Here is a 25408-nt window from a genome sequence, read left to right as displayed (position 1 = left end):
GTCTATGAGAGCCGTTTAAACAGCTCTCATAGATATTCTTAATAGCAAAATATAAGCTGTCCCCAAAAAAGCCACCAACCACAAACCAGACAAATAACGAGCGAGAATACATATAGCCAAAACTCGAACATTTCCCGTACAAAGAGTTTTCTTAAGATGATAATAATAAGTGGCGTCAGAAGAAAAAACGCGGCTATCACTGCTTGTAATATACGTTCTTCGCCTGATACGGAAGGTATATTGCAAATATTGTCTCCCGATTCAAGCATCCAGTCATATTTATTGAATGCAAAAAATGTATCTGCTAACCAATAAACAAGCATTATATATAACAGAGCTTCAAATATTGTTTTAATTTTCTGTTTTAACATAAGTTAGTACTCTCTAAAAAAGTCCAGTCTGCGCTCTGATTTCCGATGCCCTCCCGTAAATCTATTTAGAATTATCTACGCCACACGCTGATATTTTCATTTTTACTTATCCAATACCATAATTATCAACTCGCAGAAAATCCGAACCAACATTGTAAATTAATCCTGTGCTAGTGGGAATTATGAGAAATTGCTATCAGTATTGTCATTTTCAGAAAATATTTATCCTGCATCGGTGAGTCAGAGCAAGAACAGATTTTTGCAAAATTCGCAAAAGACTTTGCACATTTTGCTAATTTCACCGCACCGCTCTGTGACGTACTATAGTCGGCAAACGTCTCACCCTGAGGATAAAAAATGAGCAACATCCTGATTATCAACGGCGCGAAAAAATTCGCCCACTCCAATGGTCAACTGAACGACACCCTGACCGAAGTCGCGGATGGTACGCTGCGCGACCTCGGGCATGATGTCCGCATCGTTCGCGCCGAGAGCGACTACGATGTCAAAGCCGAAGTACAAAACTTTCTCTGGGCTGATGTGGTGATCTGGCAGATGCCAGGTTGGTGGATGGGCGCACCGTGGACGGTGAAGAAATATATCGATGATGTGTTCACCGAAGGTCACGGCACGCTGTATGCCAGCGATGGTCGTACCCGCAAAGATCCGTCAAAAAAATACGGTTCTGGCGGCCTGGTACAGGGCAAAAAATATATGCTTTCCCTGACCTGGAACGCACCAATGGAAGCCTTCACCGAAAAAGACCAATTCTTCCACGGCGTTGGCGTTGACGGCGTGTATCTGCCGTTCCATAAAGCAAACCAATTCCTGGGTATGGAACCGCTGCCGACATTTATCGCTAATGATGTGATAAAAATGCCTGATGTTCCCCGCTATACTGAAGAATATCGCAAGCATCTTGTAGAGATTTTTGGTTAACTAGGGCTCTGGCTTTAGAAGGAGTTAACCATGATTACAGTAATTGCAGAAATCCGTACTCGTCCTGGTCAACATCACCGTCAGGCGGTATTGGATCAGTTTGCTAAAATCGTTCCAACCGTACTGAAGGAAGAAGGTTGCCACGGCTATGCGCCGATGGTGGATTGCGCTGCTGGCGTGAGTTTCCAGTCTATGGCGCCGGACTCTATCGTGATGATTGAGCAGTGGGAAAGCATCGCGCATCTTGAAGCGCACTTGCAGACCCCGCACATGAAAGCGTACAGCGAGGCCGTAAAAGGCGATGTGCTGGAGATGAATATCCGCATCCTGCAACCGGGGATTTAACCTTCCTGAAAAGAGGCCGGTGTTGCTACCGGCCTCAGGTCAGATTAGCCATTCTTTCTTCCCGTTTTCAAACCCCGATGGAAATCGTTAATTCGCTTAATGGTTTTAACCGCACGCTGCGGCATCGCGGAAGCCACCGACCAGACAATCATTTCCAGGCACAACAATACCGTACCATGTAGTGGCGTTTTCCCCTTTTCATCCCCGCGCGGAACATGAATCACGATACTGGCGTCTTTGCTAAAACGTGAATCCAGCGCGTTTGTCAGCAAAATAACAGGGATCCCCAGCCGTCTCGCTTCACGCAGCGTTGTCAGTCCTTCCCGGTGCGCAGATTTTTGCGCCATCATGATCAGAACATCGCCACGTTGAAGCGCGATCAGTTGCTCGGCAAGGCCAATACCCGTACGGTTTAGTGCCGTGGCAGGCAAGCCTATGCGGTTGAATAGTCGTGCGGTATAGTCCGCCAGAATACCCGAAGCGCCAATGCCAAAAATTGCGACTTGCCGTGCCTGCACCAACAACGCTACCGCTTGCGCAAGCGCGTGGCGGTTTTCAGGCTCTGACAGGACATTACAGGTATACAAATGCCCTTCAAGAACAAAGTCGATTGCGGTGTTAACATCGCTCGTCAAGTTACTCACCGTCGTAGACATCTTTTCGCTGGAACTAAGGGCTGGACCAAGCCACTGTTCCAGAGTGCGTTTCAGATCTCGCAGCCCGGCAAACCCCAGGGCCTGTATAGCCCTGATAACTGTGGCATCGGAAGTGTTCAACGTGGCCGCAATTTCCATCGCCGTTTGCTCGAGTACCACTTCACGATGCTCATTAATGTAGCTGGCGACAGCTCTTAACCCAGGCGTTAACTGACTCGCGCGAGTGCGAAAACGCTCACCATAAATATCAACCCGCGTTTTGTCTTTCTGGATCATTTAGCCTCCGGTAGAGGTCGTCCCGCAATTTGTGATTGTATCTGCGCAGCCATCAGCCCCAGAGATGCAAAGGAGTTAGAAATCGCCTCTTCACGAGAAATCAGCACATAGCGCCCGGAACGACAGGCCGTCAGAAACTGACACCATCCCGGCATGACTTTTTCCATTGCTGCCAGCTCATCCTGAGGTTTACCACCGGTGTCACCGCGCCAGGTTGCAAAAACAAAATCGGCATCCAGTTCAGGTAAACGCTCCGCGCTCACATCCATTCGTCCACCTTCAGGAATGCTCTCAATCAGCGGCGGAAAGCGAAAACCAGCATCGCGTAATACCCGCCCCAGCGAATGATAGCTATGCATCACATTAATTTTTCCCTGATTTGCCTGAATCACCGATACCGTTATTTTTTGGCTGTCCAGCGTCGCCTTCAGCGCATTGATTTGTGCCCGATAGCGGCGTTCAAGTATCGCCAGCTGCGACTGCGTTCCTGTAAGTTCTGCCAGCTTGCGGTAGATTTCTGGCGCGCCCCCTTTGAGATGATCAATGCTCACCGTGGGCGCAATTTTTTCCAGTTGTTCAATGGGCGTATTACGGGTCGGTTCTGTGATGATCAGGTCAGGCTTTGCCGCCACAATCGCTTCAATATCAATATCAGCGGTGCCAATAAAAGCGATCGATGAATTATCAAAGTCGACACCTGTCAATAACGCGCCAGATCGAATGAAATGGCTACCGTCAGGCCGGGTTCGCCCGTGGCTGGCGACAGGTGGTACACCGAGCTCAATCAGAGGAATAGTGATATCAAGATCGTGTAAAGAGACAATTCTCTTTGGATGAGCAGGAACAGTGACTTTGCGCCCTAAATCATCAGTAAAGACCTGAACAGGTTCTGTCGCGCGGGCAAAGAATGACAACAGTATCAGCAGAGAAAAAAATAAACGCATATAACTCCCATTAAAAACTGTTCCTGCGCTGCCAGAGCAGTAGCAAAAAGAATGGTCCACCAATCAATGAAATAATGATTCCGGCAGGCAGTTGCAAAGGCAAAAAAGCCAAACGACCAATGCTATCCGCCAGGATAACTAACAACGCCCCCGATACGGCGCTCCCCAGCAGTAATGTCGTCTGCCCGCCACGTAGAATAAAACGTGATATATGGGGTGCTATCAATCCGACAAAACCGATGTTACCAACACACGAAACGCAGACGGCTGTCAGGATTATTGGTGCGGCGACACGTAACAACGCCAGACGAGAACTATTCACCCCTAACCCGGTTGCAACCTGATGACCAAGCAGAGCGATATCCGCCGTCCGGGCGGTGAACAGCAATAAAAGAGCGGCTGGCAACATCCAACAGGCTGAAATACCGACTAACATCCAGTTAGCTGCATGCAGGCTTCCCGATAGCCACATCAATGCAGTTTGTACATCTCGAACATCTGCAGTGGTCATAAATACACCGATACCGGCGGCGAAAAACCAGGAAACACCAATGCCAATCAGAACAAATCGCGGACGGGAAATATCGCGCGCGCAAAAAATCACGATTAAAGCCACCAACAAGCCACCAGCAAGACCAGCCACTGGACGCCAGAACATTCCCAGCATTGGAAACTGGAAAATCAGCCACAGCACTGCCACGCTACATCCTTCTTTGACGCCGATTAAACCGGGATCGGCAAGGCCGTTACGCGCAATGGATTGCATCGCGGCCCCCGCCATACCTAACATAGCTCCGCATAGCAATGCCATGATGACTCTCGGCAAGCGGATATCCTGCACAATATAACGTGCGTCTGTGCTTACGTTTTCTGGAGCAAACAACGCTCGCCCTACTTCCGATGCCGGGACGGAGAAAGAGCCATGCATCAGACCGAATATCAGTATTCCAACCGCAAACAGAAACAACCCACCAAGCAACACCAGATTTTTAGGGCGTACCAGTGTCGAAAACTTACCAACACGTAGTGGGCGTAGCCCGACGTTCATTATCCGACTCATTTGAACATCCTCGTCGCCATAATGACAAAAACGGGCGCACCAACTAATGCCGTCATGACACCGGTTGCCAGCTCATGGGGCGTGAAAAGCGTCCGGGCAATAATATCTGCCAGTAATAACAAAAAGGCGCCGACACAAGCTGAAAGAGGGAGCAGAACGCGCAGATCCGCTGATACCAAACGCCGGACAATCTGCGGTACCAACAGGCCGACAAAACCAATGGGGCCAGCAATCGATACGGCTGCGCCACAGAGCAACGCGATCGCAAGCAGGGTGAATGTTCGCGTGCGCAGTACCGAGACGCCCAGCCCCTGCGCCATGCGATCGCCCAGTGCCAACATGTTAAGAGAGGGCGCAAGGTAAAGGGCTAACACAAATCCCCCCAGAGAAAACCAGGCGGACGTACCCAGCGTCGCCCAATCCTGCCCCGCTAAATCACCTGCTAGCCATGTCCGCATCGCCAGCAGCGTTTGTTCGTCAAGAATCAGGATTGCAGCCGTTATTGAGGACACGAACGCCGATAGCGCCACGCCGCATAAAGTAACTTTCATTGGCGTTAACCCTGAACGCCCTGCGGAGGAAAGCAGCAATATCAACAGGAACAATAACGCGCCCCCCGTAGATGCCAGCAGTGGGCGTCCAACCGGAAAGGCCAGTCCAAGCGCACTGGCGGCAACGACAGCAAGAGCGGCTCCGGCATTTAAGCCTAAAATATGTGGCTCCCCCAATGGGTTACGAATGACAGCCTGCAACAAAGCACCGGCAACACCAAGAGAAGCACCGGTAAGCAATGCTGCCGCTAAACGCGGCAAACGGAGTCTTACAATTACGTTGTGATCGAAGTTTTGCGGATCAAAATGAAGAAATGCCTGCAACACCGTTTGTGGTGCAATAAATCGGGCACCAATCCCTGGATATACCACGCATCCCACCAGCAGTAAGGCGAGGAAAATTACAGTAACCAGCCCTGTGCGCATCATACTTTTTCTACACCACGAAACGGCATGAAGAACGGTTTTCCCGTCAGAGGATTTATTGATGCGTGAACATCAACGTCAAAGACAGCTTTTACCAGCTCAGGCGTGCAATGCTCCCCCTCATTCAACACACGCACCACTTTCCCCTGGCGTAAAAATATCAACGTATCGCCATAATTGACGGCAAAATTCAGATCATGCAACACCACGACGACTGTACGCCCGTGATGACGCGTTAAATCATGTAATAACTCAAGAATTTCAACCTGATAACGTAAATCAAGCCAGGTTGTGGGTTCATCCAGCAGGATATAAGGCGTCTTTTGCGCCAACACCATCGCAATCCAGCAACGCTGGCGCTGCCCACCAGAGAGTTTTTCAACCGATAAATGTGCAAACTCCTGCGTACCGGTTAATTTCAGGGCCTCTTCTACCGCCTGCTCGTCGGCGTCGCTCCATTGACGTATGAAATTCTGCCAGGGAAAACGCCCACGCGACACCAGTTCATAAACGGTTAAGCCCTCCGGCAATAATGGCGACTGCGGCAAGATCCCAAGTCTACGGGATAACGCTTTCGTTGGTTGCTCGTGAATCGCTTTACCATCCAGCAATATCGAGCCGCCCATAGGTTGCAAGATACGTGCAATGGTGCTGAGCAACGTCGACTTTCCACAGCCGTTTGCCCCAACCAGAACGGTCATTTTTTCTGTGGGAACGGAGAAAGAAACACCATCAACAATGATTTTCTTGTGATACCCGGCAGAAACAGTGTCGAGGATCAGCCCCTGCCCTTTTGCGTTATGTGCCACGTGTACGCCAACTTAATCAAAGACAAACAAAAATAAAACTCATTCTCCTTTGAGAGTTTGACGTCACAAAATGTAGTAGTCAAGAAGTTAAAAGCCATACAAAAACAAGGTAAATAACAGGTGAAATATTTTTAAATACAAAAATAAAACTATTAAATATTAATAAGTTACCATCAATTTAATTGCATTAACCTCTCATAAAAACACATGTAGCAATTTTTTGTTATTTCTCATTTACTACTACATCACCTCATGATTGAATGATTCTCAATTACATATCCGATGGCGAAATAACAAACGGATAGTGCTTAGTGAGCAACAAGAAACAATTTTCACTCACGACAATCCGTGAGTTTTTGGGATAACAGACTAAATGGCTAAGTTCACACCTTCATTCTCAGGAATCAAAGGTCGGGCGCTCTTTTCACTGCTCTTTGCAGCACCAATGATTCATGCAACCGACACTGCAACGACCAAAGATGGCGAAACAATCACTGTTACAGCGGATGCAAATACCGCAACTGAGGCGACCGATGGTTATCAACCTCTGAGCACCTCCACGGCGACATTAACCGATATGCCGATGCTGGATATCCCGCAAGTGGTCAATACGGTTAGCGATCAAGTTCTGGAAAATCAGAATGCGACGACGCTGGATGAGGCGCTTTATAACGTCAGTAACGTGGTACAGACCAATACATTAGGCGGAACTCAGGACGCCTTTGTACGTCGTGGGTTTGGTGCTAACCGGGATGGCTCCATCATGACCAACGGTCTGCGAACCGTACTTCCTCGCAGCTTCAACGCTGCAACAGAACGTGTAGAAGTGCTAAAAGGTCCGGCCTCCACGCTGTATGGCATTCTCGATCCTGGCGGACTGATTAACGTCGTGACAAAGCGCCCGGAAAAAACATTTCATGGTACTGTCTCAGCCACGTCCTCCAGTTTTGGCGGAGGCACTGGGCAACTGGATATCACAGGTCCCATTGAAGGCACTCAGCTGGCATACCGCCTGACGGGGGAAGTGCAGGATGAAGATTACTGGCGGAATTTCGGTAAAGAGCGCAGCACATTTATTGCCCCATCACTCACCTGGTTTGGTGATAATGCAACAGTAACCATGCTCTATTCACATCGGGATTATAAAACGCCGTTCGATCGTGGAACGATTTTCGACCTTACGACGAAACAGCCCGTAAACGTTGATCGAAAAATACGTTTCGACGAACCGTTTAATATTACAGATGGTCAGTCCGATCTGGCGCAACTCAACGCAGAATATCATCTCAATAGCCAGTGGACAGCGCGCTTTGATTACAGCTACAGCCAGGATAAATACAGCGATAATCAGGCTCGTGTTACCGCGTATGATGCAACGACAGGAACGCTGACACGGCGTGTTGATGCAACTCAGGGATCTACCCAGCGTATGCATTCTACTCGTGCGGATCTGCAAGGGAATGTTGATATTGCTGGGTTCTATAATGAGATTCTGGGTGGGGTGTCATATGAATATTATGATCTTCTGCGCACAGATATGATTCGCTGTAAAAACGCTAAAGATTTCAATATCTACAACCCCATTTATGGCAATACCAGCAAATGCACAACGGTTTCGGCGTCGGACAGTGATCAGACGATCAAACAGGAGAGCTACTCAGCTTATGCACAGGACGCACTCTATCTGACCGATAACTGGATTGCCGTCGCCGGGATCCGCTATCAGTATTACACGCAATATGCGGGTAAAGGCCGTCCTTTTAATGTCAATACTGACAGCCGCGATGAACAATGGACGCCCAAACTGGGGTTAGTCTACAAACTGACGCCATCGGTATCCTTATTTGCTAATTATTCGCAAACATTTATGCCGCAGTCGTCAATTGCCAGCTACATTGGCGATCTTCCACCGGAATCATCTAATGCTTACGAAGTCGGGGCAAAATTCGAGCTGTTCGATGGTATAACCGCAGATATTGCGCTGTTTGATATCCATAAACGTAACGTGCTGTATACCGAAAGTATTGGTGATGAAACCATCGCCAAAACGGCAGGCCGCGTTCGTTCAAGAGGGGTAGAAGTCGACCTTGCGGGAGCATTAACTGAAAACATTAATATCATTGCCAGCTACGGCTATACCGATGCAAAGGTTCTGGAAGATCCTGATTATGCAGGAAAACCATTGCCGAATGTTCCTCGTCATACCGGTTCGCTATTCCTGACCTATGATAGTCATAACATGCCTGGCAATAACACACTAACGTTTGGCGGTGGCGGACATGGCGTAAGCCGTCGTTCGGCAACCAATGGGGCTGACTATTATCTGCCAGGCTATTTTGTTGCCGATGCCTTCGCCGCATACAAAATGAAATTGCAGTATCCGGTCACTCTGCAATTAAACGTCAAAAACCTGTTTGATAAAACGTATTACACCTCTTCCATCGCCACAAATAATCTGGGTAATCAGATTGGCGATCCGCGTGAAGTGCAATTCACGGTGAAAATGGAATTTTGATCAAAAAAGCCCGGTATACACGTGTATACCGGGCTATGTTTTATTCTTCTGGCGGGAGGATTATCAGACCTCAATCTCCGCCATGTCACCTTTCTCTTGCAACCAGTTACGGCGATCTTCCGAGCGTTTCTTCGCCAACAGCATGTCCATCATCGCGTCGGTACGCTGATCGTCTTCATCATCGATGGTCAACTGCACCAGACGGCGAGTGTTCGGGTCGAGCGTGGTTTCACGTAGTTGCAGCGGGTTCATTTCACCCAGACCTTTAAAACGCTGGACATTTGGCTTGCCTTTCTTGCGTTTTAATTGTTCGAGCACGCCCTCTTTCTCTTCTTCCGTCAAGGCGTAATAGACCTCTTTGCCAAGGTCAATGCGGTAGAGCGGTGGTAGCGCTACATATACGTGACCATGTTTCACCAGCGTACGGAAGTGTTTTACAAACAAGGCGCAGAGCAGCGTGGCAATGTGCAGACCATCGGAGTCAGCATCCGCCAGGATACAGATCTTGCCATAACGCAGTTGGCTAAGATCATCGCTGTCAGGATCGATACCGATCGCTACCGAAATATCATGCACTTCCTGCGAGGCCAGCACTTCGTCGGAAGAAACTTCCCAAGTGTTAAGGATCTTACCTTTCAGCGGCATGATCGCCTGATATTCACGATCGCGCGCCTGCTTGGCAGATCCGCCTGCGGAGTCACCTTCCACGAGGAACAGTTCGGTACGGTTAAGATCCTGCGCGGTACAGTCAGCCAATTTACCAGGCAGCGCCGGGCCGCTGGTTAGCTTTTTACGCACCACTTTTTTAGCCGCACGCATACGACGCTGGGCGCTGGAAATCGCCATCTCAGCAAGTAGTTCCGCCGCCTGAACGTTCTGGTTCAGCCACAGGGTAAAGGCATCTTTCACCACGCCAGAAACGAATGCCGCGCACTGACGCGAAGAGAGACGCTCTTTGGTCTGCCCGGCAAACTGCGGATCCTGCATTTTTACTGACAGCACATAGGCACAGCGATCCCAGATATCTTCCGCCGACAGCTTCACGCCGCGCGGCAGGATGTTGCGGTATTCGCAAAACTCACGCATCGCATCCAGCAGCCCCTGACGCAGACCGTTAACGTGCGTACCGCCCTGCATCGTTGGGATCAGGTTGACGTAACTTTCGGTCAGCAGTTCGCCACCTTCCGGCAGCCACAGCAGCGCCCAGTCAACGGCTTCCGTTTCACCGTTAAAGTTACCGATAAACGGTTTTTCCGGCAGTGTCGGCAGGCCGTTTACCGCTTCCGCCAGGTAATCATTCAGACCGTCCTGATAGCACCAGCGTTGTTCGGTATTGTTGATCTCATCTTTAAAAGTGATCTCAACGCCAGGGCACAATACCGCTTTGGCTTTCAGCACATGTGTAAGGCGTGAAACAGAGAAGCGCGGGCTGTCAAAGAAGGTTTCATCCGGCCAGAAGTGCACGCTGGTACCGGTATTGCGTTTACCGCAAGTGCCGACAACCTGCAAATCCTGCACCTTTTCGCCATTTTCAAAGGCGATGTTATAAATCTGACCATCGCGGCGCACGTTAACTTCTACGCGCTTTGACAGGGCGTTAACCACCGAGATCCCCACGCCGTGCAGACCGCCAGAGAACTGGTAGTTTTTGTTAGAAAATTTACCGCCCGCGTGCAAACGGCAAAGAATCAGTTCTACCGCCGGAACACCTTCTTCCGGGTGAATATCCACCGGCATCCCACGGCCATCGTCAATCACTTCCAGCGACTGGTCAGCATGTAAAATAACGTCCACGCGTTTTGCGTGACCCGCCAGTGCTTCATCCACACTGTTATCAATGACTTCTTGCCCCAAATGGTTAGGGCGAGTGGTATCGGTATACATCCCCGGACGGCGGCGAACCGGCTCAAGCCCGGTGAGTACCTCAATGGCATCAGCGTTATAAGTTTGCGTCATGGTTTAAGTTAGTAATTCGAGTTGATCGTCAGAGATGGTGCAGACCAAGAAAATCGACGATCGGGTTGAAATAATCTTCGAAGCCCGTGAATGCGTGGTTGCCGCCTTCTATAACAGTCTGGCGGCAGGAAGCGTAGTACGCCACCGCCTGGCGGTAATCCAGCACTTCATCTCCCGTCTGTTGCAGCAGCCAGATCAAATCCGGCGCTTCCAGCGGGTCAATCTGCATGACTTTGAGATCGTAAATATGGCGAGACTCTAGCACATATTGCTGCCCGGTGTAGGGGTTCTCGTTCTGACCGAGATAGTCCGTCAGCAGTTCAAACGGGCGCACCGCCGGGTTTACCACCACTGCGGGCAGCATAAAACATTGCGACAACCAGGTGGCGTAATATCCCCCCAGTGACGAACCGACAATACCCAGCGAATCGCCGCCATGTTCCAGGACAATGGATTCCAGCAGTTCTGCCGCATCGGAAGGATACGGCGGCAACTGCGGAATAATCATCTCAACGTCAGGGTGATGTTCCGCCAGCCAGTTTTTCAACAAGCTCGCTTTCGCAGAACGCGGCGAACTATTGAAACCGTGTAAATAAAGAAGCGTCGACATCAGTAACCTTCTGAAGCGGTATCTGGTTGGAAACGGGAGTCTGCCAGGCGGTGTACTTCTGTGGTCAGCGTGCCATCGGCATGGAGTTCCAGCGTACGCCAACCGGGCGCGATAGTGTCCAGCGTGAAGTTAGAACAGTGCGGCTTAAACTGCACGCAGGTCGATGGCGTTGCCAGCAGGCGACGACCATTCCAGTCGAGATCCAGTTCCTGATGGATATGGCCGCATAACAGATATTTGACGTGCGGAAACTTCACCAGCACGTTATCCAGTTCACCCGCGTTACGCAGACTGTGTTGGTCAAGCCAGCTACAGCCCGCAGGCAACGGATGATGATGCAGCAAAAGCAAGGTATGGCGCTCTGGCGCATCAGCCAGTTTACGTTCCAGCCACTCGAGTTGAAACTCGCTTAGCTCACCGTGCGGTACGCCAAACACCTGGCTGTCCAGCAACAGGATTTGCCACTGTTCACCGATAAACACGCGTTTCGCTGAAGATATACCCGCGTCCTGTAGCGCGCTGTACATCGCAGGCTGGAAATCATGGTTGCCCGGCAGCCAGACGCAGGGCGCACGAAAACTTGCGATGCCTTCAGCGAAGTGCTGATAGGCCGCAGCCGTTTGATCCTGCGCTAAATCACCTGTCGCGACAATCAGGTCGAATTCGTGCTGGTGTGGGCGAATCGCCTCCAGCACCGCCTGGTAACTCTCCCAGGTGTTCACCCCTAACAGGGCTTCGTGCTTTTGCGCAAACAGGTGAGTATCGGTAATTTGTAAAATCCTGACTCTGGACTCACCAGCCAGAGGAAGGGTTAACAGGCTTTCCAAATGGTGTCCTTAGGTTTCACGACGCTAATAAACCGGAATCGCCATCGCTCCATGTGCTAAACAGTATCGCAACCAGTCCGCTAAAAACTGATTAATTTGATGCTTTTCGTCGCGTTGATGCAACTTTTTATTAGGATAATCATACCGCGCTTTGAAGCGAAAAATCTGCTGACTTGAACACACTTCAGCCACCATCGCGTCATGATACAGACGCACCGTCATCGACGGAAGGCTCCAGTAACTGATCGCTGGCGCAATCTGTTCAATAGTCACCAGGGTAGTGTATCGGGTCGATTCCACAATCGTTAGCCGATATTGTGCGTTTGCCACCTGATAGCTTACAGTTTCACCGGGTGCGTCATTGCGCGGTAACAAACGGCGCAATTGTGAAAAGTTCATCTCGCACAGGCGCATCATTTCAGGAAAGTCAGGTGTGTAACGCTTCATTTATGCCCACTCATTTTTTAACGCTTGATGATGCAGTTGCAGCCATTGCAAAGCGATGACCGACGCTGCGTTGTCGATTTTCCCCTCTTCTACCCATTGGTATGCCTGTTCCCGACTTACCACATGAACGCGAATATCTTCGTTTTCATCAGCCAGACCGTGAATACCGCTTGCGGTCGTGGCGTCCACTTCGCCCACCATAATTGACGAACGCTCGCTGGTGCCGCCCGGGCTTGCCAGGAAACTTAACACCGGTTTGGTCCGTTTCACTTTTAGTCCCGCCTCTTCAATCGCTTCGCGACGGGCAACATCTTCCACACTCTCACCTTCTTCAATCATCCCGGCAACCATTTCCAGTAACCAGGGCGTTTCGCTGGTGTCATACGCGGCGATTCGTATCTGCTCAATCAGTACAACTTCATCGCGCACTGGGTCAAAGGGTAGCAAGACTGCGGCGTGACCGCGTTCAAAAATTTCCCGTCGGACCTCATGACTCATTTGTCCGTTGAATAGACGATGGCGAAATCTATAAAGATCTAATGAAAAAAAGCCGCGATAAAGTGTTTCTCGTGCAATAATTTCTACATCGTTTTTGCCAAATGTAACGGGCAGGTTGTCTGGCTTAAGCATGGCTAATGTCCTGGCACTAATAGTGAATAAAATGTGAATTTCAGAGACGTTTGACTGCCGTTTGAGCAGTCATGTGTTAAATTGAGGCACATTAATGCCCTATGGCACGTAACGCCAACCTTTTGCGGTAGCGGCTTCTGCTAGAATCCGCAATAATTTTACAGTTTGATCGCGCTAAATACTGCTTCACCACAAGGAATGCAAATGAAGAAATTGCTCCCCATTCTTATCGGCCTGAGCCTTTCTGGGTTCAGTTCGTTGAGCCAGGCCGAGAACCTGATGCAAGTTTATCAGCAAGCACGCCTTAGTAACCCGGAATTGCGTAAGTCTGCCGCCGATCGTGATGCTGCCTTTGAAAAAATTAATGAAGCTCGCAGTCCATTACTGCCACAGCTAGGTTTAGGTGCAGATTACACCTACAGCAACGGCTACCGCGACGCGAACGGCATCAACTCTAACGCAACCAGTGCGTCCTTGCAGTTGACCCAGTCCATTTTCGATATGTCGAAATGGCGCGCACTGACTTTGCAGGAAAAAGCTGCCGGTATTCAGGACGTCACTTACCAGACCGATCAACAAACTTTGATCCTCAACACCGCGACCGCTTATTTCAACGTGTTGAATGCCATTGACGTGCTTTCTTATACTCAGGCACAAAAAGAGGCAATCTACCGTCAGTTAGATCAAACCACCCAACGCTTTAACGTGGGCCTGGTGGCGATCACCGATGTGCAGAACGCCCGCGCACAGTACGATACCGTGCTGGCGAACGAAGTGACCGCACGTAACAACCTCGACAACGCCGTTGAGCAGCTGCGTCAGATCACCGGTAACTACTATCCGGAACTGGCGGCGCTGAATGTCGAAAACTTCAAGACCGACAAGCCACAGCCGGTTAACGCGCTGCTGAAAGAAGCCGAAAAACGCAACCTGTCGCTGTTACAGGCACGTTTGAGCCAGGACCTGGCGCGCGAGCAAATTCGCCAGGCGCAGGACGGTCACTTACCGACTCTGGATTTGACGGCCTCTACCGGAATTTCTGACACCTCTTACAGCGGTTCAAAAACCCGTGGTGCGACCACAGGCCAGTATGACGACAGCAATATGGGCCAGAACAAAGTGGGCCTGAGCTTCTCGCTGCCGATTTATCAGGGCGGAATGGTTAACTCGCAGGTGAAACAGGCACAGTACAACTTTGTCGGTGCCAGCGAGCAACTGGAAAGCGCCCATCGTAGCGTCGTGCAGACCGTGCGTTCCTCCTTCAACAATATTAATGCATCTATCAGTAGCATTAACGCCTACAAACAAGCCGTGGTTTCCGCCCAAAGCTCTTTAGACGCGATGGAAGCGGGCTACTCGGTTGGTACGCGTACCATTGTTGATGTGTTGGACGCGACCACTACGCTGTACAACGCCAAGCAAGAACTGGCAAATGCGCGTTATAACTACCTGATTAATCAGCTGAATATTAAATCAGCTCTGGGTACGTTGAACGAGCAGGATCTGCTGGCACTGAACAATGCGCTGAGCAAACCGGTTTCTACTAATCCAGAAAACGTTGCGCCGCAAACGCCAGAACAGAATGCTATTGCTGACGGTTATGCACCTGATAGCCCGGCACCAGCCGTTCAGCAAGCATCCGCACGCACTAACACCAGTAACGGTAATAACCCTTTCCGTAACTGATGACGACGACGGGGCTTCGGCCCCGTCTGAACGTAAGGCAACGTAAAGATACGGGTTATCTGCCGCATTCTTCCCCCTTCTCGCTTCAATTTCGACCAGCCATCCTCTATTCTGATGGGTATTTACCACTGGTCCCGGAAGACAAAAATGAAACGGACAAAATCCATACGCCACGCATCGTTCCGTAAAAACTGGAGCGCACGCCACCTGACACCTGTCGCTCTCGCTGTTGCTACTGTTTTTATGCTGGCAGGCTGTGAAAAGAGTGATGAAACTGTGTCTCTCTATCAAAATGCTGACGACTGTTCAGCTGCAAACCCAGGCAAAAGCGCCGAATGTACCACCGCGTACAACAATGCGCTGAAAGAAGCAGAACGTACTGCGCCGAAATACGCCACTCGTGAAGACTGTATTGCCGAATTTGGTGAAGGTCAGTGCCAGCAGGCGCCAGCCCAGGCTGGCATGGCACCTGAAAACCAGGCGCAGACCCAGCAATCCAGCGGGAGTTTCTGGATGCCGTTGATGGCCGGTTACATGATGGGACGTCTGATGGGCGGCGGCGCAGGATTTGCACAGCAGCCGCTGTTCTCCTCGAAAAACCCAGCCAGCCCGGCTTACGGTAAATATACCGACGCGACGGGTAAAAACTATGGCGCAGCCCAGCCAGGCCGCACCATGACCGTACCGAAGACGGCAATGGCACCAAAACCGGCGACCACCACTACCGTTACCCGCGGCGGTTTTGGTGAATCTGTTGCCAAACAAAGCACTATGCAGCGTAGCGCAACCGGCACCTCTTCTCGTTCAATGGGTGGCTGATACCGATGGAAAGAGTCAGTATTACCGAGCGCCCAGACTGGCGTGAAAAAGCCCACGAATACGGTTTCAATTTTCACACCATGTACGGCGAGCCGTACTGGTGTGAAGATGCTTACTACAAGTTAACCCTCGCCCAGGTTGAAAAGCTGGAAGAAGTCACCGCCGAACTGCACCAGATGTGCCTGAAAGTGGTGGAAAAAGTGATCTCCAGCGATGAGCTGATGACCAAATTCCGCATTCCAAAGCACACGTGGAGTTTTGTGCGTCAGTCATGGCTGACGCACCAGCCGTCGCTTTATTCACGCCTTGATCTGGCGTGGGATGGCACTGGCGAACCTAAGCTTCTGGAAAATAATGCCGATACGCCCACGTCACTGTATGAAGCAGCATTCTTTCAGTGGATCTGGCTGGAAGATCAGCTTAACGCGGGCAACCTGCCGGAAGGCAGCGACCAGTTTAACAGTCTGCAAGAAAAGCTGATCGATCGCTTTGTCGAGCTGCGTGAACAGTATGGCTTCCAGTTGCTGCATCTCACCTGCTGTCGTGACACGGTGGAAGATCGTGGCACCATCCAGTATTTGCAGGACTGCGCGACGGAAGCTGAAATTGCTACCGAGTTCCTGTACATCGACGATATCGGTTTAGGTGAAAAAGGTCAGTTCACGGATTTACAGGATCAGGTCATCGCTAACCTGTTCAAACTGTACCCGTGGGAATTTATGCTGCGCGAGATGTTCTCCACCAAGCTGGAAGATGCTGGCGTACGCTGGCTGGAACCGGCGTGGAAGAGCATTATCTCCAACAAAGCACTTCTGCCGCTACTGTGGGAGATGTTCCCGAATCATCCGAACCTGTTGCCCGCTTATTTTGCGGAAGATGATCATCCAGAAATGGAAAAATATGTGGTTAAGCCAATCTTCTCGCGTGAAGGCGCAAACGTGTCGATTATCGAGAATGGCAAAACCATTGAAGCGGCAGAAGGTCCGTATGGCGAAGAAGGCATGATTGTTCAACAATTCCATCCGCTGCCGAAATTTGGCGACAGCTATATGTTGATTGGTAGCTGGCTGGTGAACGATCAACCCGCCGGAATTGGCATTCGTGAAGACCGTGCATTGATCACCCAGGATATGTCTCGGTTTTATCCGCATATTTTTGTTGAATAACACTGCTTAATATTGCCCCGATAATCGGGGCAACTTTTCATAATCCATCATTTATAATTTCCATCAATATATAAAGCCACACATCTCCAACCTTTATTTAACATTAATAACCAATTTAATGTTAAATCGTCATATGTAAGTGATATTGCAATTAAAGTAAGTAAATAAATCACCGCATAACACATTGATATATATTAAATATTTTGTTTTTATCTCTTCATATTTTAATTTAATAATTAAAAAACAATGTCACAGAGATCACACTACGCAATATTGAACATTGTTATTAATATATCGCCACCATACTATCCATTAAAAATAAATAGTTGTTTCAACAAATAACAACATATTCAAAAGCAGCAAAACATTCTCATATTTTATTAGAGTCACATTTTTCATTCACAAAACAAATTTATTAGTACCATCTCAACAGTCGATATTCATCATTATTATATATTTGCGTTATATAAGGAGATATATCCATGTTTGATAAATATAGAAAAACACTGGTAGCTGGAACGGTGGCATTAGCTCTGGGATTGTCTGCAACTGGCGTAATGGCGGCGGGTTTTAAACCTGCACCACCTGCCGGGCAACTCGGAGCAATCATTGTCGACCCCTACGGCAATGCACCACTGACCGCTCTGGTTGACTTAGATAGCCACGTCATTTCTGACGTCAAAGTTACCGTCCACGGGAAGGGCGAAAAAGGTGTTGAAATCAGCTATCCCGTGGGCCAGGAGTCCCTAAAAACTTACGATGGTGTACCGATTTTTGGTCTTTATCAGAAATTTGCCAACAAAGTGACCGTTGAGTGGAAAGAAAACGGTAAGGCCATGAAAGATGATTACGTGGTGCAAACTTCAGCCATCGTCAACAATTACATGGATAACCGTTCCATCTCTGATCTACAGCAGACCAAAGTCGTTAAAGTCGCACCTGGTTTTGAAGATCGCCTCTATCTGGTTAATACCCACACCTTTACTGCACAAGGTTCCGATCTCCACTGGCACGGTGAGAAAGATAAAAATGCCGGGATCCTCGATGCAGGTCCGGCAACCGGCGCACTGCCTTTTGATATCGCGCCCTTTACTTTCATTGTCGATACCGAAGGTGAATACCGCTGGTGGCTGGATCAAGACACCTTCTACGATGGCCGTGACCGTAATATCAACAAACGTGGTTATCTGATGGGTATCCGCGAAACACCACGCGGCACCTTTACCGCAGTACAAGGCCAGCACTGGTACGAGTTCGACATGATGGGTCAGGTGCTGGAAGATCATAAACTGCCGCGCGGATTCGCTGACGCCACTCATGAATCCATTGAGACGCCTAATGGTACGGTACTGTTGCGCGTAGGTAAGAGTAACTACCGTCGCGATGACGGCGTACACGTCACCACCATTCGTGATCATATCCTCGAAGTCGATAAATCTGGTCGCGTTGTCGATGTATGGGATCTGACGAAGATCCTCGATCCGAAACGTGATGCTCTGCTCGGTGCACTGGATGCAGGCGCAGTTTGCGTTAACGTTGATCTTGCTCACGCCGGACAGCAGGCAAAACTGGAACCAGATACGCCGTTTGGCGACGCACTGGGTGTAGGACCAGGTCGTAACTGGGCGCACGTCAACTCCATCGCCTATGACGCGAAAGATGACTCAATTATCCTCTCTTCTCGTCACCAGGGCGTTGTAAAAATTGGTCGTGATAAACAAGTGAAATGGATCCTTGCCCCCTCGAAAGGCTGGGAAAAACCATTGGCCAGCAAATTGCTGAAACCCGTTGACGCTAACGGTAAGCCGATCACCTGTAACGAAAATGGCCTGTGTGAAAACTCAGACTTCGACTTCACCTATACCCAGCATACCGCATGGATCTCCAGCAAAGGTACACTCACTATCTTTGATAACGGCGACGGTCGCCATCTGGAACAACCTGCCTTACCAACCATGAAATATTCCCGTTTTGTGGAATATAAGATTGATGAGAAGAAAGGTACCGTTCAGCAAGTTTGGGAATACGGTAAAGAACGCGGTTACGATTTCTATAGCCCAATCACCTCCATTATCGAATACCAGGCTGACCGTGACACCATGTTCGGCTTCGGTGGCTCCATTCATCTGTTTGACGTCGGTCAGCCGACCGTCGGTAAGTTGAACGAGATCGACTACAAAACCAAAGAAGTGAAAGTGGAAATCGACGTGATGTCTGATAAACCCAACCAGACTCACTACCGTGCGCTGTTAGTCCGTCCAAAACAGATGTTTAAATAATTAAGAAGGGAATAAAAATGTCGAAATTAGGGATCTCATCACTGTTTAAAAGCGTACTACTTACTGCGGCTCTGGCGGTTTCATTTACTGCTTCTGCATTTACCGAAGGCACGGATTATATGGTCCTGGAAAAACCGATTCCGAATGCCGACAAAACGCTGATTAAGGTATTCAGCTACGCCTGCCCGTTCTGTTACAAGTACGACAAAGCGGTTACCGGTCCGGTATCGGAAAAAGTGAAAGATGTCGTTGCTTTCACGCCGTTCCATCTGGAAACCAAAGGCGAATACGGTAAACAGGCGAGCGAAGTCTTTGCTGTCTTGATCAATAAAGATAAAGCAGCAGGTATTTCCTTATTTGATGCTAACTCTCAGTTTAAGAAAGCCAAGTTTGCCTACTACGCGGCTTATCACGACAAAAAAGAACGCTGGTCTGACGGTAAAGATCCCGCGGCCTTTATCAAAACGGGTCTGGATGCTGCTGGTATGAGCCTGGCGGATTTTGAAGCTGCACTGAAAGAGCCAGCGGTACAAGAAACACTGGAAAAATGGAAAGCCTCTTATGAAGTCGCCAAAATCCAGGGTGTTCCAGCTTATGTCGTTAATGGTAAGTACTTGATCTACACCAAGAGCATCAAATCCATCGACGCGATGGCAGACCTTATCCGTGAGTTAGCAAGCAAATAACAGGGAAACAGGCTATGGGTATTAAGGGAATGTGGAAAGACCTTCGCACATCACCAGTCGACACACTGGTCAGATGGCAGGAGCAACGCTTTTTGTGGTTGTTAATGGCCGTTGCGATGGGCGCGTTAATTATCCTGGCGCACTCTTTCTTCCAGATCTATCTCTACATGGCCCCCTGTGAGCAATGTGTATACATTCGCTATGCCATGTTTGTGATGGTTATTGGAGGATTGGTTGCGGCGATCAACCCGAAGAACATCATCCTTAAGCTGATTGGCTGCGTGATGGCATTTTACGGCAGCATCATGGGGCTGAAGTTTTCATTCAAACTGAACGATATCCACCATGCGGTGCATAACCCGGATCCCGATTCACTGTTTGGCGTTCAGGGTTGCTCTACCGATCCAACTTTCCCCTTTAACCTGCCGCTGGCACAGTGGGCACCAAACTGGTTCAAACCTACCGGGGATTGCGGCTATGATGCGCCAATCGTTCCCGATGGCGTCACACTGAGCAGTATGCAGCAGTGGTTTGTGGCGATGTATCAGCAATCTGAAGGCTGGTATCTGCTACCGCCGTGGCACTTTATGAACATGGCTCAGGCCTGTATGTTGGCTTTTGGTCTTTGCTTATTGCTGCTATTAGTGATGAGCGGCGCATGGGGACTCAAGCTGCTGAGAAAGTAAGGTAATGCAAACCGAAGCCAGAAATTGGCTTCGGTTTTCTTCATCTATTAACCTACCTGCACCGACAACATACTTAAACTGCCCATTTCTATACCATCGACCGGAATGGTAATTGGCTCCTGCCCATCCCATGCACCTAAAACATACAATAGCGGCAGGTAATGCTCCGGTGTTGGATTCGATAACGCGCCACCTTCATGGTCGAGATAATTCACCAGAGGATGCTGCTCCACCGGTCCTTGCCACGTCAGATTCGCTTTCACATACTCATTAAACGACGTCGCCCACGGATAGGGGGAACTATCGCCATGCCATTTCACCGTGCGCAGGTTATGCACCACGTTACCGCTGGCGACCAACATTATTCCTTCATCTCGCAGCGCTGCCAGTTTACGCCCCATCTCAAGGTGCCAGGCGGCGGGTTTGGTGCTATCAATACTTAACTGCACCATCGGGATATCCGCTTGCGGATACATCTTAATCAGTACGCCCCACGAGCCGTGGTCAAAGCCCCAGGCTTCTTTATCCAGTGTGACAGGCACTGGCGCTAACAGCTCAACCAATCGCTGAGCCAAAGCCGGTGAGCCAGGAGCCGGATAATGGGTGTCGTACAGCGCCTGAGGAAAGCCGCCAAAGTCATGAATCGTTGGCGGCGTCTCCATCGCAGTCACTCCTGTACCACGGGTAAACCAGTGAGCCGAAACCACGACAATCGCTTTCGGACGTGGCAATGTCATCCCCAACTTCTGCCAGCTGCGGGTATACAAATTATCTTCCAGCACGTTCATCGGACTACCGTGACCTAAAAACAATGCTGGCATACGTGTTGAAGACATGATGATATCCTTAACTAAAGGTGTCATTTTGATATCCTCACAATACGCTTGTTCGGCGGAGTAAGAACCCGGATAACGATGATGATCATCATCAGTTATTTTGACGATCTGCCTGAAGGTGAAGATTTATAAGGAGTTGTCGATGTCAGTACCTCTCATTCTGACCATACTGGCGGGGGCAGCCACGTTTATTGGCGCGTTTCTCGGCGTTCTCGGGCAAAAACCCTCGAACCGACTGCTGGCGTTTTCGCTAGGGTTTGCGGCGGGGATCATGTTGCTGATCTCATTGATGGAGATGCTCCCTGCCGCATTAGCCGCCGAAGGAATGTCCCCCGTTCTGGGCTACGGGATGTTTATTTTTGGTCTGCTGGGCTATTTTGGTCTGGACCGCATGTTGCCGCATGCGCATCCGCAGGATTTAATGCAAAAATCGGTGCAACCGTTGCCCAAATCACTCAAGCGCACTGCTATTCTGCTCACTCTTGGAATCAGTCTGCATAACTTCCCGGAAGGGATTGCCACCTTTGTTACGGCAAGCAGTAACCTGGAGCTGGGCTTTGGCATCGCACTGGCCGTGGCTTTGCACAATATTCCTGAAGGTCTGGCGGTTGCGGGGCCGGTTTACGCGGCAACGGGGTCGAAACGCACCGCAATTCTGTGGGCGGGGATTTCTGGGCTGGCGGAAATTCTCGGCGGCGTTCTGGCGTGGTTAATCCTTGGTAGCATGATTTCCCCGGTGGTCATGGCGGCAATCATGGCGGCGGTTGCAGGAATCATGGTGGCGCTCTCCGTAGACGAATTAATGCCGTTAGCCAAAGAGATTGATCCCAATAATAATCCCAGCTATGGCGTGCTGTGTGGGATGTCAGTAATGGGATTTAGTTTAGTGCTGTTACAAACGGCGGGAATTGGTTGAAAACAACTTCAGATGTTGTCCAGCATGGACAACATCTGCAGGCATCGCAGAAGCACTACTCCAGCTTTTCTGCTGTCTCTTCTCTCGCACTGTTTAAGTATTTGTTTCTCGCTTCAAGCAGTGCGTCTCTGTCCTGGCGAAACGCCCGACAATAACGTTTCAAATGCAGGAAATACCCCACCACAACCAGCGCAATCAATACAATCCAGTACCAGGAGATAAACATCCTTTTTACCCTTAATATTTAACAATACCAAACATTTAGCGCATAAATTTCACATATCCATTTTCGGATATATTTATATGGTCGCATAATATCGGAACATTTATATGATTTTGATCATAATGAAAAAGGTTGTCTGATATTAGTGAAATTTACTCATAGATAAAGCGGTGAAATTTACATTCAGCAGGGTAAGGGCAAAATAAAACCGAAGCCTTCTACAGCTTCGGTTTCTTTGATTATCGCACCAGTTTTAGCAGTTATTTTCAGCTAGCTTTGCGCTCATGCGCCTGACGGTATGCAACCAGATCCTCAATAGTGACCAGCGCCATATTGTGTTTGTTGGCAAACTCGATGCACTCTGGCGCGCGGGCCATGGTGCCATCGTCATTAGTCAGTTCACACAGCACACCTGCAGGTTTAAAGCCTGCCAGCGTCATCAGATCAATAGTCGCTTCGGTATGACCGCCACGAGTCAGTACACCACCCGCCTGTGCGCGCAATGGGAAAACGTGGCCAGGGCGATTCAAGTCTGAAGGTTTAGCACCATCAGCAATCGCAGCGCGAACAGTCGTGATACGGTCAGCAGCAGAAACACCGGTAGTCACACCTTCAGCAGCTTCAATGGTCACGGTAAAACCAGTGCCATAGGCGCTGGTATTATTTTCGACCATCATTGGCAGATCGAGTTGTTTACGGCGTTCTTCGGTTATGCACAAGCAAACAATACCGCTACCGTGGCGAATGGTCAGAGCCATCTGCTCAACGGTCATGGTTTCTGCCGGGAAGATCATATCGCCTTCGTTTTCACGGTCTTCATCATCAAGCACCATCACACCGCGTCCTTCACGCAGCGCAGCCAGTGCATTTTCAACACGTTCGAAAGGCGTACCAAAAGAGGAAAGTAGCGTCTGATTCATGGTAAAAAAACCTCACTAAAATTATGGTTACCAGAATCAGGGCAGTCTTAGGAGTGGCGGCATATAGCCAAAATAACGTGAGCGGGTCCATGCCCGACAGAATCGTTACTCTCTCCCATCCGGACTCTAACCGTCGGCCCCGGAATTACACCGGATCTGCTGTCCTTTGAGTTTGCACCCAAAGCGCTCGCGGGCTTTCAACTGAGTTGATTTACCGCCGGTGGGGAATTTCGCCCCGCCCTGAGAATAAGCGGATTCACTATAACGCTAATGATTAGCGGCAGCAACGCATAGGTTCACATAATTCTGGTTTATGACTTACCCTTATCGCACTACAATGGCACTAAACACCTATCAGTACAGGGAAACTACAATGATTGACCCGAAAAAAATTGAGCAAATTGCTCGCCAGGTTCACGAATCAATGCCTAAAGGAATCAGGGAGTTCGGGGAAGATGTGGAGAAAAAAATCCGCCAAACCCTACAAGCACAGCTGACTCGCCTCGATTTGGTAAGCCGCGAAGAATTCGATGTGCAGACGCAGGTCCTGTTACGGACTCGTGAGAAACTGGCGTTACTGGAGCAGCGCATCAGTGAACTGGAAGCTCGTAGTAATCCGGCAGCAGAAGTTCAATCTCCTCCCGCCATCCCGCCAGTTGATAAAGCAGAATAAAGCACCACAAAAACGGGCCTGACGGCCCGTAATATCAATGTTCTAGTTCCAGTTCTCTTGACTGTGTCATTTGCTGGCAATACCAGGCATAACGAGCGCAAAACCAGGTTCTGTGTTCTTCATCCATATTACCAGTGACGGCCAGAATATCGACCGGTCGACCTTCAGCATTCATTCTGGCAAAACTACGCGCCAGGAAATCGAAATTATTTAAAGAATTAAGACCATGATCCATAAGCACATCCTCCGGTTATCGCATACCTTTTAAGGCCATATGCTTTTTCTGATTTCAGTATTCCTTAATCAGTGTAGTGCCTTTAAACATAACGTGCGTAAATATATTGTTTTGGATCACACTTTTTATTGAAAATAATTACAACGTTAAAAGACTTTCCCTTTTAAAATTTCACTAACGCATGTTATTATTAGCAAAGATAAATGTAAGAAAGGAAATCATACCATAGTAAACAATGCGTCACTGAATGGACGATGGAGTGACTGATGATTTTATTTGCCGACTATAACACACCTTATCTTTTCGCTATTTCCTTTGTACTTTTGATCGGCCTGTTAGAAATTATTGCTATTGTCTGCGGTCACATGCTCTCCGGTGCTCTTGATGCACATCTTGATCATTACGATTCCATAACCACAGGTAATATTAGTCAGGCACTTCATTATCTTAATATTGGAAGGCTACCAGCCCTCGTCATCCTCTGCCTGTTAGCTGGTTTTTTTGGCCTTATCGGCATCGTTCTACAGCATGCCTGCGTGACGGTCTGGAAAGCTCCGCTCTCAAACCTGTTGGTGGTTCCTGTTTGTTTACTGCTCACTGTTATTACAGTGCATTATATCGGCAAGGCGATCGCCCCCTGGATTCCTCGCGATCATAGTTCTGCTATTACAGAAGAAGAATATATTGGCTGCATGGCATTAATTACCGGTCATCAGGCAATATCTGGCAGACCCTGTGAAGGAAAACTTACCGATCAATTTGGTCAAATACACTATTTATTACTGGAACCTGAAGAAGGAAAAAACTTCACCAAAGGTGACAAGGTATTGATTATTTGCCGACTTTCTGCAACACGATATTTAGCAGAAAAAAATCCCTGGCCAAATATATTGTAAATATTTAATCAAAAGGAAATTTAAT

27 protein-coding genes and 1 riboswitch are annotated in these 25408 nt (G+C 49.1%); of the genes, 12 read left to right on the top strand and 15 right to left on the bottom strand.

What is annotated here, in order from left to right:
- Positions 1-38 precede the first annotated feature (38 nt).
- A complete protein-coding gene (locus D9597_RS18830; protein WP_130223933.1) occupies positions 39-371 on the bottom strand; it encodes a DUF2645 family protein in 333 nt (110 codons plus the stop codon).
- Positions 372-728: 357 nt separating this feature from the next.
- Here D9597_RS18830 and mdaB point away from each other — a divergent pair, with 357 nt between their 5' ends.
- Both mdaB and D9597_RS18820 read left to right on the top strand, forming a co-directional pair.
- Positions 729-1310, top strand: a complete 582-nt coding sequence (gene mdaB / locus D9597_RS18825; RefSeq protein ID WP_000065441.1) for an NADPH:quinone oxidoreductase MdaB — start codon at positions 729-731, stop codon at positions 1308-1310.
- Between the two features lie 30 nt (positions 1311-1340).
- Complete coding sequence (locus tag D9597_RS18820) at positions 1341-1655, top strand: putative quinol monooxygenase (protein WP_000633737.1); 315 nt, start codon at positions 1341-1343, stop codon at positions 1653-1655.
- Between the two features lie 44 nt (positions 1656-1699).
- Here D9597_RS18820 and D9597_RS18815 read toward each other — a convergent pair whose 3' ends face one another.
- From D9597_RS18815 to D9597_RS18795, 5 genes are read right to left on the bottom strand one after another with little or no spacing between them, the layout of a single operon-like run.
- The gene (locus tag D9597_RS18815; protein WP_000614953.1) at positions 1700-2587 is read right to left on the bottom strand and encodes a MurR/RpiR family transcriptional regulator; all 888 of its coding nucleotides are present in this window, start codon (positions 2585-2587) and stop codon (positions 1700-1702) included.
- Positions 2584-3531, bottom strand: a complete 948-nt coding sequence (locus D9597_RS18810) for an iron-siderophore ABC transporter substrate-binding protein (protein ID WP_130223931.1) — start codon at positions 3529-3531, stop codon at positions 2584-2586. Before D9597_RS18810 ends, D9597_RS18815 begins: the two co-directional genes overlap by 4 nt.
- Before the next feature lie 10 nt (positions 3532-3541).
- On the bottom strand, positions 3542-4579 hold the full coding sequence (locus D9597_RS18805; RefSeq protein ID WP_001490512.1) for an iron ABC transporter permease: 1038 nt from the start codon (positions 4577-4579) through the stop codon (positions 3542-3544).
- Positions 4580-4587: 8 nt separating this feature from the next.
- Entirely contained in the window at positions 4588-5571 is a 984-nt protein-coding gene (locus tag D9597_RS18800; protein WP_130223929.1) for an iron ABC transporter permease, read from the bottom strand.
- On the bottom strand, positions 5568-6377 hold the full coding sequence (locus D9597_RS18795) for an ABC transporter ATP-binding protein (RefSeq protein WP_130223927.1): 810 nt from the start codon (positions 6375-6377) through the stop codon (positions 5568-5570). The genes D9597_RS18800 and D9597_RS18795 overlap by 4 nt, the downstream gene beginning before the upstream one ends.
- Before the next feature lie 373 nt (positions 6378-6750).
- Here D9597_RS18795 and D9597_RS18790 point away from each other — a divergent pair, with 373 nt between their 5' ends.
- Positions 6751-8892, top strand: a complete 2142-nt coding sequence (locus D9597_RS18790; protein WP_130223924.1) for a TonB-dependent siderophore receptor — start codon at positions 6751-6753, stop codon at positions 8890-8892.
- Positions 8893-8955: 63 nt separating this feature from the next.
- Here the strand turns inward: D9597_RS18790 and parE are convergent, their stop codons facing one another.
- From parE to nudF, 5 genes are read right to left on the bottom strand one after another with little or no spacing between them, the layout of a single operon-like run.
- Positions 8956-10848, bottom strand: coding sequence for a DNA topoisomerase IV subunit B (gene parE / locus D9597_RS18785; protein ID WP_130218204.1), 1893 nt, complete (start codon positions 10846-10848; stop codon positions 8956-8958).
- Between the two features lie 28 nt (positions 10849-10876).
- Positions 10877-11458 (bottom strand): esterase YqiA, encoded by a 582-nt coding sequence (gene yqiA / locus D9597_RS18780; RefSeq protein WP_000105733.1) that lies wholly within the window; start codon positions 11456-11458, stop codon positions 10877-10879.
- Positions 11458-12285 carry a 3',5'-cyclic-AMP phosphodiesterase gene (gene cpdA, locus D9597_RS18775; RefSeq protein ID WP_130218206.1) on the bottom strand — a complete coding sequence of 276 codons (828 nt, stop codon included), beginning with the start codon at positions 12283-12285 and terminating at the stop codon, positions 11458-11460. The genes yqiA and cpdA overlap by 1 nt, the downstream gene beginning before the upstream one ends.
- A 24-nt stretch (positions 12286-12309) precedes the next feature.
- Complete coding sequence (locus D9597_RS18770; protein WP_000833390.1) at positions 12310-12732, bottom strand: DUF1249 family protein; 423 nt, start codon at positions 12730-12732, stop codon at positions 12310-12312.
- On the bottom strand, positions 12733-13362 hold the full coding sequence (nudF, locus tag D9597_RS18765) for an ADP-ribose diphosphatase (protein ID WP_021564655.1): 630 nt from the start codon (positions 13360-13362) through the stop codon (positions 12733-12735). It lies immediately after the preceding gene.
- A 204-nt stretch (positions 13363-13566) separates the two neighbouring features.
- On the opposite strand from nudF, the gene tolC reads away from it, so the two are divergent.
- From tolC to dsbI, 6 genes are all read left to right on the top strand, one after another.
- A complete protein-coding gene (gene tolC / locus D9597_RS18760; RefSeq protein WP_130223922.1) occupies positions 13567-15048 on the top strand; it encodes an outer membrane channel protein TolC in 1482 nt (493 codons plus the stop codon).
- 147 nt (positions 15049-15195) lie between these two features.
- Positions 15196-15867 carry a DUF1190 family protein gene (locus D9597_RS18755; protein ID WP_130223920.1) on the top strand — a complete coding sequence of 224 codons (672 nt, stop codon included), beginning with the start codon at positions 15196-15198 and terminating at the stop codon, positions 15865-15867.
- 5 nt (positions 15868-15872) lie between these two features.
- The gene (locus D9597_RS18750; RefSeq protein ID WP_130223918.1) at positions 15873-17033 is read left to right on the top strand and encodes a glutathionylspermidine synthase family protein; all 1161 of its coding nucleotides are present in this window, start codon (positions 15873-15875) and stop codon (positions 17031-17033) included.
- Positions 17034-17515: 482 nt separating this feature from the next.
- Entirely contained in the window at positions 17516-19312 is a 1797-nt protein-coding gene (locus tag D9597_RS18745) for an aryl-sulfate sulfotransferase (RefSeq protein WP_130223916.1), read from the top strand.
- Between the two features lie 17 nt (positions 19313-19329).
- Positions 19330-19998: a thiol:disulfide interchange protein DsbA/DsbL gene (locus D9597_RS18740; RefSeq protein WP_130223914.1), complete on the top strand. Its 669-nt coding sequence runs from the start codon at positions 19330-19332 to the stop codon at positions 19996-19998.
- Between the two features lie 14 nt (positions 19999-20012).
- Entirely contained in the window at positions 20013-20684 is a 672-nt protein-coding gene (dsbI, locus tag D9597_RS18735) for a protein-disulfide oxidoreductase DsbI (protein ID WP_130218214.1), read from the top strand.
- A 47-nt stretch (positions 20685-20731) separates the two neighbouring features.
- Here the strand turns inward: dsbI and ygiD are convergent, their stop codons facing one another.
- The gene (ygiD, locus tag D9597_RS18730) at positions 20732-21520 is read right to left on the bottom strand and encodes a 4,5-DOPA dioxygenase extradiol (RefSeq protein WP_167852460.1); all 789 of its coding nucleotides are present in this window, start codon (positions 21518-21520) and stop codon (positions 20732-20734) included.
- Positions 21521-21662: 142 nt separating this feature from the next.
- Here ygiD and zupT point away from each other — a divergent pair, with 142 nt between their 5' ends.
- Positions 21663-22436: a zinc transporter ZupT gene (gene zupT, locus D9597_RS18725; protein WP_001339991.1), complete on the top strand. Its 774-nt coding sequence runs from the start codon at positions 21663-21665 to the stop codon at positions 22434-22436.
- A 55-nt stretch (positions 22437-22491) separates the two neighbouring features.
- Here zupT and yqiD read toward each other — a convergent pair whose 3' ends face one another.
- Both yqiD and ribB read right to left on the bottom strand, forming a co-directional pair.
- Positions 22492-22662: a protein YqiD gene (gene yqiD / locus D9597_RS23140; protein ID WP_165382779.1), complete on the bottom strand. Its 171-nt coding sequence runs from the start codon at positions 22660-22662 to the stop codon at positions 22492-22494.
- Positions 22663-22925: 263 nt separating this feature from the next.
- Positions 22926-23579 carry a 3,4-dihydroxy-2-butanone-4-phosphate synthase gene (ribB, locus tag D9597_RS18720; RefSeq protein ID WP_113305203.1) on the bottom strand — a complete coding sequence of 218 codons (654 nt, stop codon included), beginning with the start codon at positions 23577-23579 and terminating at the stop codon, positions 22926-22928.
- Between the two features lie 103 nt (positions 23580-23682).
- Positions 23683-23831: riboswitch (FMN riboswitch) on the bottom strand.
- Positions 23832-23952: 121 nt separating this feature from the next.
- Here ribB and ubiK point away from each other — a divergent pair.
- Positions 23953-24252, top strand: coding sequence for a ubiquinone biosynthesis accessory factor UbiK (gene ubiK, locus D9597_RS18715; protein WP_064529620.1), 300 nt, complete (start codon positions 23953-23955; stop codon positions 24250-24252).
- Positions 24253-24286: 34 nt separating this feature from the next.
- Here the strand turns inward: ubiK and glgS are convergent, their stop codons facing one another.
- Complete coding sequence (gene glgS, locus D9597_RS18710; RefSeq protein WP_130210460.1) at positions 24287-24487, bottom strand: cell surface composition regulator GlgS; 201 nt, start codon at positions 24485-24487, stop codon at positions 24287-24289.
- A gap of 266 nt (positions 24488-24753) precedes the next feature.
- Between glgS and D9597_RS18705 the strand changes: the two genes are divergently transcribed.
- Positions 24754-25383, top strand: a complete 630-nt coding sequence (locus D9597_RS18705) for an OB-fold-containig protein (protein WP_130210458.1) — start codon at positions 24754-24756, stop codon at positions 25381-25383.
- The last annotated feature ends 25 nt before the right edge of the window (positions 25384-25408 follow it).

Origin of the sequence: Escherichia sp. E13S3 (assembly GCF_004212325.1) — a bacterium.
Lineage (GTDB): Bacteria > Pseudomonadota > Gammaproteobacteria > Enterobacterales > Enterobacteriaceae > Escherichia.
The sequence above is the reverse complement of the archived record's forward strand: the minus strand, read 5'-3'. Positions and strand labels throughout refer to the sequence as shown.